The following is a 10,344-nucleotide window of genomic DNA, read 5'->3' as shown; positions in this document are numbered from 1 at the left end:
GGCCGTCTGAACATTTCAGACGGCCTTTTCAAATATCAAACATCAGCTTATTTAGCAGCGTCTTTCAATTTGTCGGCAGCTTCTTGAGTCGCATCGGCTGCTTTACCCATAGCGTCTTTAGCTGCGTCTTTGGCAGCATCCTTAGCATCAGAAACCGCTTCTTTAGCTTCTTCAACCGCTTTACCGGCAGCATCTTTAGCATCAGAAACTGCTTTATCTGCAGTTGCTTTAGCATCTGCAGCAGCGTCTTTAACATCAGAAACAGCTTGCTCAGCCGCACCTTTGGCTTCAGAAGCAGCAGCATCCACAGCAGAAGCTGCATTTTCAGCAGCAGCGTTTACATCGGAAGCAACAGCAGAAGCCGCCTCTTGGGTTTCTTTTTTCGCTTCTTGTGTACACGCCGCCAAGCCGGCTACCATCATTGCAGCAATCAATAATTTTTTCATGTTGTATATCCTTTGGTCTAAAAAATATCCGTCAAAACTGACAGACCCAAAAATCATAACATAATAAATGCTCAAAAAAGGAAGAATTAACGCCAAATAACAGCCAATTTACGTTTTTTGAAAAAAATTTCAAAAAAATAGTTGACGAAAAGAAACAAGTTCCCTATAATTCACAGCTTATCGGGTCGTTAGCTCAGTCGGTAGAGCAGCGGACTTTTAATCCGTTGGTCGAGCGTTCGAATCGCTCACGACCCACCAAATATGAAAACCTGCTTTTTTTCAAAGCAGGTTTTTTTTATATTCTCCATCAAACCTTTCTTCACTCAATACCTCCCTTATTATCAACATCAAGAATATTCGAGCTTTGTCACAATGCTGTTATAGATGTGACTGAAAGCATCACAAACCTCTTGAATCAATCAAACCCAACTCCTCACCCAACATCTTTTTCTAAAAACTTCCAAATACCTACCATCAACCCACGCTAAATCCTCTTGTATGCCAGACAATTTAGGCATAGACTAAAACTACATCCAACTACAACAACAGGAGAAGGTTTGATGAAACAACTGTCTATGTATATTAACGGCCGCTTTGAAACCGATTTTAACGGCGCATGGCGTGATGTATTGAATCCGGCAACCGAAGAAGTCATCGCACGTGAGCCTAAAGGCGGAAAAGCCGATGTTGATCGTGCCGTTGCTGCGGCCAGAGATGCACAAACTGCATGGGAGCGTTTGCCTGCCGTTGAACGCGGCGCATACCTGCGCAAAATTGCCCAAGGCATCCGCGAACGCGCCGACGAGCTGACCGACACCATTGTCGCCGAAGGCGGCAAAACCAAAGATTTGGCACGCATAGAAGTCATGTTCACTGCCGATTATCTCGACTACCAAGCCGAATGGGCGCGCCGTTATGAAGGTGAAATCATCCAAAGCGACCGCCCGCGCGAAAATATTTTATTGTTCAAACGTCCTTTGGGCGTAATCGCCGGCATTTTGCCGTGGAACTTCCCATTCTTCCTGATCGCCCGCAAAATGGGCCCGGCTTTGGTAACAGGCAATACCATCGTCGTCAAACCAAGCAGCGTTACCCCGATTAACTGCCACATTTTTGCTGAAATCGTTCATGCTTCAGGCTTACCGGCCGGCGTATTCAACGTCGTTAACGGCCCTGGCGCAGAAATCGGCAATGCCTTGGCATCACATCCGCAAGTCGATATGGTCAGCCTGACCGGTTCTGTCGATGCAGGCCGCCAAGTGATGGAAGCAGCCGCCGCCAACATTACCAAAGTCTCACTGGAACTGGGCGGCAAAGCCCCTGCCATCGTTCTGAAAGATGCCGACTTGGATCTGGCCGTCAAATCCATCTTGGCTTCACGCGTGGGCAATACCGGCCAAATCTGTAACTGCGCCGAACGCGTGTATGTCCACAACAGCCTGAAAGACGCGTTTATCGAAAAAATGACCGCCGCCATGAAAGGCGTACGCTACGGCAACCCGGCCGAAGCCGAAGCAGGCGCGCTGGAAATGGGTCCGCTGATTGAAGAGCGCGCTGTCAAAGCCGTTGCTGAAAAAGTGGAACGCGCCGTCAAACAAGGTGCGACACTGGTCTGCGGCGGCAAACGCGCCGAAGGACGCGGCTATTTCTTCGAGCCGACCCTGCTGACCGATACCGACAACAGCATGGACATCATGAAGGAAGAAACCTTCGGTCCCGTCCTGCCGGTTGCCACTTTCGACACGCTCGATCAAGTCATCGCTTTGGCAAACGACAGCGAATTCGGCCTGACCAGCTCCGTCTATACCACCAATCTGAATGAAGCGTTTTATGTAACCCGCCGCCTGCGTTTCGGCGAGACATACATCAACCGCGAAAACTTTGAAGCCATGCAGGGCTTCCATGCCGGTTGGAAAAAATCAGGTATCGGCGGCGCGGACGGCAAACACGGTTTGGAAGAATATCTGCAAACCCAAGTCGTTTATTTGGAAACCGATATCTAACTGCCCTTCATGAAACAAAAGGCCGTCTGAAGTTGATTTTTCAGGTTAAACTGCACCCAAAAAGTTGCTACTCCAACTAACAAGGTGCAGTTTTTTTATAACTAATTTTTATTAAATAGGAAAGTAACCATGTTGCACAAAATCGGGATAATGAGCGCATTGATCTTGGGTTTTGCCATGCCGGCTACTGCCGAATGTTTGATTCAAAAAGACAGTATCGGAGGAATTAAATTAGGGCAGAACTTAAAGCAGGTAAAACAGAAATTCCCGAAGGCAAAAATGGAAAGAGAAAGCGATGCCGAAGGTGTGGCGTTTGTTGCCATTACGCTATCTAAAGACGTTATGGTTATCGCTTTTCAAGATGGAGACGACGATCCTGATTCTCCTATAAAACTCCATAAAAAAATTAATTTTTTGGAAACCGATTCTCCTACCTGTCACACGGCTTCAGGTGTACACCCGGGCATGAAGATTAAAGATGCAGAAGCCAAGTTGGGCAAAGTCAAAAAAATCATAATGTCGGAAATAGAAGCGCGTGAATATGTAACATTTGCCCGCCAACCTAAACATTTTACATTTGAAGTGGAACGTGGAACAGGGATTTATCCGGGTAAAGGTGGAGCACCGAATCAAACTCGGCGTTACCGTCAAATGGCACGTATTGAAGCAATTTCCGTATCTAAATCCAGAGGTTTTGATAATTGAAGAGCAAGATATTAGACAGAATGAACTACATCCCCAAAGTTGCCCTCCAACTAACAAGGTGCAGTTTTTTTATGTCCCTATATGCATTACACTTCAAATACCAAGACCAATACCACATCTCACGCACCCATCTGCAACGTTGGATAACCGCCTGTCAGGAAAGCGGCATCGGCGCACTCAAACCCTTCAGTCCAAAATCTTGACCGACCACCGCAAAAATCCCTTCATCGCCGACAAGCCGATCACAAAAATACAGTTTTTTGGGGGGCAGTTCAGGTTTCAGACGGCCTTTCTGCCTTTATAGAAAAAAACACCGACATCGCGTAAAATAGAGCCAATTTTTCACTTTATTCAGGCCGTCTGAAAACTCCGGCAGCCTGACTCATTTTCCGGAAAACACCATGAGCGAACAAAACAATCCGCAAACCGAGCCGCAGTTGGACGAAAACCAAATCATCGCCCTGCGCCGCGAAAAACTGCACAACATCCGCCAACAGCGCATTGCCTATCCCAACGACTTCAAGCGCAACAGCTTTGCCGCCGATTTGCACGCCCGATACGGCGAAATCAGCAAAGAAGAACTCGACCCGCAAGCCGTTCCCGTCAAAATTGCCGGCCGCATGATGCTCAAACGCCAAATGGGCAAGGCGAGCTTCGCCACCATCCAAGACGTAACCGGTCAAATCCAGCTTTATCTGAACAACAAAGGCGTGAGTCAGGAAGTTTTGGACGATTTCAATCATTGGGACTTGGGCGACATCGTCGGCGCGGAAGGCACTTTGTTCAAAACCAACCACGGCGAATTGACCGTGCGCGTGTCCGACATCCGCCTGCTGTCCAAATCCCTGCGCCCGCTGCCCGACAAACACAAAGGCTTGAGCGATCAGGAAACCAAATACCGCCAACGCTACGTCGATTTGATTGCCAACGAAGAGTCGCGCAATACGTTTATCAAACGCAGCCAAATCATCCAATCCGTGCGCAATTTCATGGTGAACGAGCATTATCTCGAAGTCGAAACCCCGATGATGCACCCGATTCCCGGCGGCGCGACGGCGAAACCGTTCGTGACCCATCACAACGCTTTGGACATCCCGCTCTACCTGCGCATTGCCCCCGAGCTGTATCTGAAACGCCTGGTGGTCGGCGGTTTGGAGCGCGTGTTCGAGATCAACCGCAGCTTCCGCAACGAAGGCATGTCCGTACGCCACAACCCTGAATTCACCATGATCGAATTCTACGAAGCCTTCTCCGACTACGAACGCATGATGCAAATGGCGGAAGACATCATCCGCAACGCTTCCCGCGCAGTAAACGGCACGGCAAAAATCAGCTACAACGGCAAAGAAGTCGATTTGGAAAGCCCGTTTGAACGCCTGACCATTCTCGGCGCCATCAAAAAATACAATCCGCACTACACCGATGAGCAGTTGAACGATGAAGAATGGCTGAAAAAAGAAATTGTCAAACACGGCGAAAGCCTGCCTCCGTCTCCAGGCATCGGCAGCCTGCAACTTGCCCTGTTTGAAGGTTGCGCCGAGGGCAAGCTGTGGAACCCGACTTTCATCATCGATTACCCTGTCGAAGTATCACCATTGGCACGCGCATCCGACAGCAAACCGGGTTTGACCGAACGCTTCGAGCTTTTCGTTGTCGGCCGCGAACTGGCAAACGGCTACTCCGAGTTGAACGATCCGGAAGACCAAGCCGAACGCTTCAAAGCGCAAGTGGCGCAAAAAGACGCTGGCGACGATGAAGCCATGCACTATGATGCCGACTACATCCGCGCCATGGAGTTCGGTTTACCGCCGACCGGCGGCTGCGGCATCGGCATCGACCGCTTGGTAATGCTACTGACCGATTCACAAACCATCCGCGACGTGATTCTGTTCCCGCAAATGCGTCCCGAATAACGCATTGAAATAAAATCAAGGCCGTCTGAAAACAAGACTCTGTTTTCAGACGGCCTTTTTGTTCAAATATGTAAAACGGAAGAGTTTAAATCGATAAATCCTTTACACCATAATAATAAAATTACATGATAATCAAAAAGATAATATAAAAAAGAATATGTAAACGTTTTTCAGTTTGTTGACAGTCTGCTAGAATACATCCAGTTACAGACAGCCTCCACACACAGGCCGTCTGAAAATGCAGAAACTCTGAAAGGTTTGTATGGATCAATTTTTCGAACAGCTTCACGGCTGGATAAACGCCATCAACGACCCAATGTGGTCGGGGTTGGTATATATGCTTTTAGGCGCAGGCCTCTTTTTCACCGTTACCACCGGTTTTGTACAATTCCGCCTCTTCGGCCGCAGTATCAAAGAAATGTTGGGCGGCCGCAAACAAGGTGATGATCCGCACGGAATCACACCATTCCAAGCATTCGTTACCGGCTTGGCCAGCCGCGTAGGCGTGGGCAACATCGCCGGCGTGGCGATTGCCATCAAACTCGGCGGGCCGGGCGCGGTATTCTGGATGTGGGTAACCGCCTTAATCGGCATGAGTTCGGCGTTTGTCGAATCTTCACTGGCCCAACTCTTTAAAGTTCGGGACTACGACAACCACCACTTCCGCGGCGGTCCTGCCTACTACATCACTCAAGGCCTGGGACAAAAATGGCTGGGCGTTTTGTTCGCCCTGAGCCTGATTTTCTGTTTCGGCTTTGTATTTGAAGCCGTACAGACCAATACCATCGCCGATACCACCAAAGCGGCATGGGGCTGGGATCAACACTATGTCGGTGTCGCCCTGGTCATTCTGACTGCCCCTATTATCTTCGGCGGTATCCGTCGCGTATCTAAAGCCGCGGAAATTATCGTTCCGCTGATGGCGGTTTTATATCTCGTCATAGCACTCTTCATCATTGCTACCAATATTTCCCTGATTCCTGACGTGTTCGGTCAGATTTTCTCCAACGCGTTCAACTTCGATTCGGCTGCAGGCGGTTTCCTCGGCGGTCTGATTTCGACCACCATGATGCAGGGTATCAAACGCGGCCTGTATTCCAATGAGGCGGGTATGGGTTCCGCGCCGAATGCCGCCGCCGCTGCCGAAGTGAAACACCCCGTCTCCCAAGGCATGATTCAAATGCTGGGCGTTTTCGTCGATACCATCATCGTCTGCTCATGCACAGCCTTTATCATCTTGACCTATCAGCAGCCTTACGGCGACCTGAGCGGTGCGGCGTTGACGCAGGCGGCGATTGTCAGCCAAGTGGGTCAATGGGGCGCGGGCTTCCTTGCCGTCATCCTGTTTATGTTTGCCTTTTCAACCGTTATCGGTAACTATGCCTATGCCGAGTCCAACGTCCAATTCATCAAGAGCCATTGGCTGGTTACCGCCGTTTTCCGTATGCTGGTTTTGGCATGGGTCTACTTCGGCGCAGTTGCCAACGTACCCTTGGTATGGGATATGGCAGACATGGCAATGGGCATCATGGCATGGATTAACCTCGTCGCCATCCTACTCCTGTCCCCGCTTGCCTTCCTGCTGTTGAAAGACTACACAGCCAAGCTGAAAATGGGTAAAGACCCAGAGTTCAAACTCTCTGAACACCCGGGCTTGAAACGCAAAATCAAATCCGATATCTGGTAAAACCAAAGGCCGTCTGAAATTTCAGACGGCCTTTTTAATCCCTGCCATTTAGACAAAACGATGCCCCTTAAAGCAGAAGCCTTAAGGGGCAGAGCGTTGCGGCACATCTTTTCAGACGGCCTTATTGTAGCAACGTTTCTCATTTCGCAGTGCAACAATATATTCAAATTCTAATTCCAAATCGGCACCCAGTCAAGCATTTCATTTGCATAGTAATACTTACCTAGGATATATTTATACTTACCAAACATCACATTACGGAGAAACTGATGGCTGCATTCAAACCCAACCCAATCAACTACATCCTCGGCCTCGATATCGGCATCGCATCCGTCGGCTGGGCGATGGTAGAAATTGACGAAGAAGAAAAACCCATCCGCCTGATTGATTTAGGCGTGCGCGTATTTGAGTGTGCAGAAGTTCCGAAAACAGGTGACTCTCTCGCAGCGGCAAGACGCTTGGCACGCAGTGTTCGCCGCCTGACTCGCCGTCGCGCCCATCGCCTGCTTCGGGCCCGCCGCCTATTGAAACGCGAAGGCGTATTACAAGCCGCCGATTTTGACGAAAACAGCTTGATCAAATCCTTGCCGAATACACCGTGGCAACTTCGCGCAGCCGCATTAGACCACAAACTGACGCCTTTAGAGTGGTCGGCAGTCTTGTTGCATTTAATCAAACACCGCGGCTATTTGTCGCAAAGAAAAAACGAGGGCGAAACTGCCGATAAGGAGCTTGGCGCTTTGCTTAAAGGCGTAGCCGACAATGCCCATGCCTTACAGACAGGCGATTTCCGCACACCGGCCGAATTGGCTTTAAATAAATTTGAAAAGGAAAGCGGCCATATCCGCAACCAGCGCGGCGATTATTCGCATACGTTCAGCCGCAAAGATTTGCAGGCAGAGCTGAATTTACTGTTTGAAAAACAAAAAGAATTTGGCAATCCTCATGTTTCAGACGGCCTTAAAGAAGGTATTGAAACCCTGCTGATGACGCAAAGAGATTCCATTCCTGATGAAAGTGCTATTCTGCGGATGCAAGGAAAATGTACTTTTGAAAAAAATAAATCTAGGGCAGCAAAACATAGTTGGAGCGCAGAACGTTTTATATGGTTAAGCAAGTTGGCTAATTTAAGGATAACGGATGAATTTGGCACTAGGAAATTAACTGAAATAGAACGTCAAATACTTATAGATCTTCCATATAAATTAAAGACCGTCAGCTATCAACAAGTAAGGAATGCCTTAACCTCCCTTTCTCCCAATGCTCTTTTTAATATCGGATATCATAAAAAAGATAAAAAAGGGGGAGATAAAATCATCAGATAAAATTGAAAAAGATACGAAATTCATGGAAATGAAATTCTGGCACAAAATTAAGGAAACTTTAGAAGGGAATGGAAGAAAAACAGAATGGCAGAGCCTTTCAAGCAATCATAATTTACTAGATGAAATCGGAACAGTTTTTACCATCTGTAAAAATGATGAGAGAAGAAAAGTCCTCTTGACCGGTAAGATAAAAGAAGATCAAGATATTCTTGATATTTTGTGTGATCATGTTGATTTTACATGCACTGTGAATTTATCTTTAGAAGCATTGAAAAATATCCTTCCTTTTATGGAACAAGGTGATGACTACGATACTGCCTGGAGAAAAGTTTATCCTCCGCAATCAACTAAAAAAGAATCTGTTCTGCCGCCCATCCCTGCCGACGAAATCCGCAACCCAGTCGTCTTGCGCGCCTTATCTCAAGCCAGAAAAGTCATTAACGGCGTGGTTCGGCGTTACGGCTCCCCTGCGCGTATCCATATTGAAACAGCAAGGGAAGTGGGTAAATCGTTCAAAGACCGTAAAGAAATTGAAAAACGCCAAGAAGAAAACCGTAAAGACCGTGAAAAATCCGCTACTGAATTCCGAGAGTATTTCCCCAATTTTATCGGCGAACCCAAGTCCAAAGATATTCTGAAACTGCGCCTGTACAAGCAACAACACGGCAAATGCCTGTATTCGGGCAAAGAAATCAACTTAGGCCGTCTGAACGAAATAGGCTATGTCGAAATCGACCATGCCCTGCCGTTCTCGCGCACATGGGACGACAGTTTCAACAATAAAGTGCTGGTATTGGGCAGCGAAAACCAAAACAAAGGCAACCAAACCCCTTACGAATACTTCAATGGCAAAGATAACAGCCGCGAATGGCAGGAATTTAAAGCGCGTGTCGAAACCAGCCGTTTTCCTCGCAGTAAAAAACAACGGATTCTGCTGCAAAAATTCGACGAAGACAGCTTTAAAAAACGCAATCTGAACGATACGCGCTACGTCAACCGTTTCCTGTGCCAATTTATTGCCGACCGTATGCGGCTGACAGGTAAAGGTAAAAGACGTATCTTTGCATCCAATGGACAAATTACCAATCTGTTGCGCGGCTTTTGGGGATTACGCAAAGTGCGTGCGGGAAACAACCGCCATCACGCCTTGGACGCCGTCGTCGTTGCTTGCTCGACCGTTGCCATGCAGCAGAAAATTACCCGTTTTGTACGCTATAAAGAGATGAACGCGTTTGACGGTAAAACCATAGATAAAGAAACAGGAGAAGTGCTGCATCAAAAAGCACATTTCCCGCAACCTTGGGAATTTTTCGCACAAGAAGTCATGATTCGCGTCTTCGGCAAACCGGACGGCAAACCCGAATTTGAAGAAGCGGATACCCCCGAAAAACTGCGTACCCTGCTCGCAGAAAAATTATCCTCTCGTCCCGAAGCCGTACACGAATACGTTACGCCACTGTTTGTTTCACGCGCGCCCAATCGGAAGATGAGCGGTGCACATAAAGATACTTTGAGATCTGCTAAACGATTTGTTAAACATAATGAAAAAATTAGTGTTAAACGAGTATGGTTAACCGAAATCAAGTTGGCCGACCTTGAAAATATGGTTAATTATAAAAATGGTAGGGAGATTGAATTATATGAGGCTCTTAAGGCACGTTTAGGGGCATATGGAGGTAATGCTAAACAAGCATTTGACCCTAAGGACAATCCGTTTTATAAAAAGGGGGGACAACTGGTTAAAGCTGTGAGGGTCGAAAAAACCCAAGAGAGCGGAGTCTTATTAAACAAAAAAATGCTTATACCATTGCAGATAATGGAGACATGGTACGTGTTGATGTGTTCTGTAAAGTGGATAAGAAAGGAAAAAATCAGTATTTTATTGTTCCCATCTATGCTTGGCAGGTTGCTGAAAACATTCTTCCCGATATTGATTGTAAAGGATACCGGATTAATGATAGCTATACATTCTGTTTTAGCTTGCATAAGTATGATCTGATTGCTTTTCAGAAAGATGAAAAATCTAAAGTAGAATTCGCCTACTATATCAACTGTGATAGCTCTAATGGACGATTCTATTTAGCTTGGCATGATAAAGGCTCTAAAGAACAGCAATTCCGTATTAGTACCCAAAATCTTGTATTGATGCAAAAATACCAAATCGATGAACTGGGCAAAGAAATCAGACCATGCCGTCTGAAAAAACGCCCGCCTGTCCGCTAAATTAATCTATCCGAGACCTTTGCAAAAAAGCCCTTCCCCAAC

General features: G+C 47.2%; 6 protein-coding genes, 1 tRNA gene and 1 pseudogene. 7 read left to right on the top strand and 1 reads right to left on the bottom strand.

Annotated features, from left to right (window positions below; translation table 11 throughout):
• Window positions 1–47: 47 nt before the first annotated feature.
• Window positions 48–446 (bottom strand): Ag473 family lipoprotein, encoded by a 399-nt coding sequence (locus tag HMPREF3047_RS03375; RefSeq protein WP_070645672.1) that lies wholly within the window; start codon window positions 444–446, stop codon window positions 48–50.
• Window positions 447–628: 182 nt separating this feature from the next.
• Between HMPREF3047_RS03375 and HMPREF3047_RS03370 the strand changes: the two genes are divergently transcribed.
• The 7 genes and pseudogenes from HMPREF3047_RS03370 to cas9 all read left to right on the top strand — a co-directional run bounded on the left by HMPREF3047_RS03370 (window position 629) and on the right by cas9 (window position 10,302).
• A tRNA-Lys gene (locus HMPREF3047_RS03370) sits at window positions 629–704 on the top strand.
• A gap of 302 nt (window positions 705–1,006) precedes the next feature.
• Window positions 1,007–2,449, top strand: a complete 1,443-nt coding sequence (gene aldA, locus HMPREF3047_RS03365; RefSeq protein ID WP_070712191.1) for an aldehyde dehydrogenase — start codon at window positions 1,007–1,009, stop codon at window positions 2,447–2,449.
• Window positions 2,450–2,578: 129 nt separating this feature from the next.
• A complete protein-coding gene (locus HMPREF3047_RS03360) occupies window positions 2,579–3,154 on the top strand; it encodes a hypothetical protein (RefSeq protein WP_070583800.1) in 576 nt (191 codons plus the stop codon).
• Between the two features lie 71 nt (window positions 3,155–3,225).
• The gene (locus HMPREF3047_RS10905) at window positions 3,226–3,357 is read left to right on the top strand and encodes a hypothetical protein (RefSeq protein ID WP_283120566.1); all 132 of its coding nucleotides are present in this window, start codon (window positions 3,226–3,228) and stop codon (window positions 3,355–3,357) included.
• Window positions 3,358–3,555: 198 nt separating this feature from the next.
• Window positions 3,556–5,067 carry a lysine--tRNA ligase gene (lysS, locus tag HMPREF3047_RS03355; RefSeq protein ID WP_070712190.1) on the top strand — a complete coding sequence of 504 codons (1,512 nt, stop codon included), beginning with the start codon at window positions 3,556–3,558 and terminating at the stop codon, window positions 5,065–5,067.
• A 262-nt stretch (window positions 5,068–5,329) separates the two neighbouring features.
• Window positions 5,330–6,754: an alanine/glycine:cation symporter family protein gene (locus HMPREF3047_RS03350; protein ID WP_070712189.1), complete on the top strand. Its 1,425-nt coding sequence runs from the start codon at window positions 5,330–5,332 to the stop codon at window positions 6,752–6,754.
• 269 nt (window positions 6,755–7,023) lie between these two features.
• Window positions 7,024–10,302, top strand: a pseudogene (gene cas9, locus HMPREF3047_RS03345) (type II CRISPR RNA-guided endonuclease Cas9).
• The last annotated feature ends 42 nt before the right edge of the window (window positions 10,303–10,344 follow it).

Source organism: Neisseria sp. HMSC075C10, assembly GCF_001815615.1.
Classification (GTDB): Bacteria; Pseudomonadota; Gammaproteobacteria; order Burkholderiales; family Neisseriaceae; genus Neisseria; species Neisseria subflava_A.
This window is presented reverse-complemented; position numbering and strand designations above follow the sequence as displayed.

What these genes read in the sequence shown, in the direction of transcription:
- HMPREF3047_RS03375 (WP_070645672.1), bottom strand. Translation starts at nt 446, where the DNA reads ATGAAAAAATTATTGATTGCTGCAATGATGGTAGCCGGCTTGGCGGCG.
- aldA (WP_070712191.1), top strand. Translation starts at nt 1,007, where the DNA reads ATGAAACAACTGTCTATGTATATTAACGGCCGCTTTGAAACCGATTTT.
- HMPREF3047_RS03360 (WP_070583800.1), top strand. Translation starts at nt 2,579, where the DNA reads ATGTTGCACAAAATCGGGATAATGAGCGCATTGATCTTGGGTTTTGCC.
- HMPREF3047_RS10905 (WP_283120566.1), top strand. Translation starts at nt 3,226, where the DNA reads ATGTCCCTATATGCATTACACTTCAAATACCAAGACCAATACCACATC.
- lysS (WP_070712190.1), top strand. Translation starts at nt 3,556, where the DNA reads ATGAGCGAACAAAACAATCCGCAAACCGAGCCGCAGTTGGACGAAAAC.
- HMPREF3047_RS03350 (WP_070712189.1), top strand. Translation starts at nt 5,330, where the DNA reads ATGGATCAATTTTTCGAACAGCTTCACGGCTGGATAAACGCCATCAAC.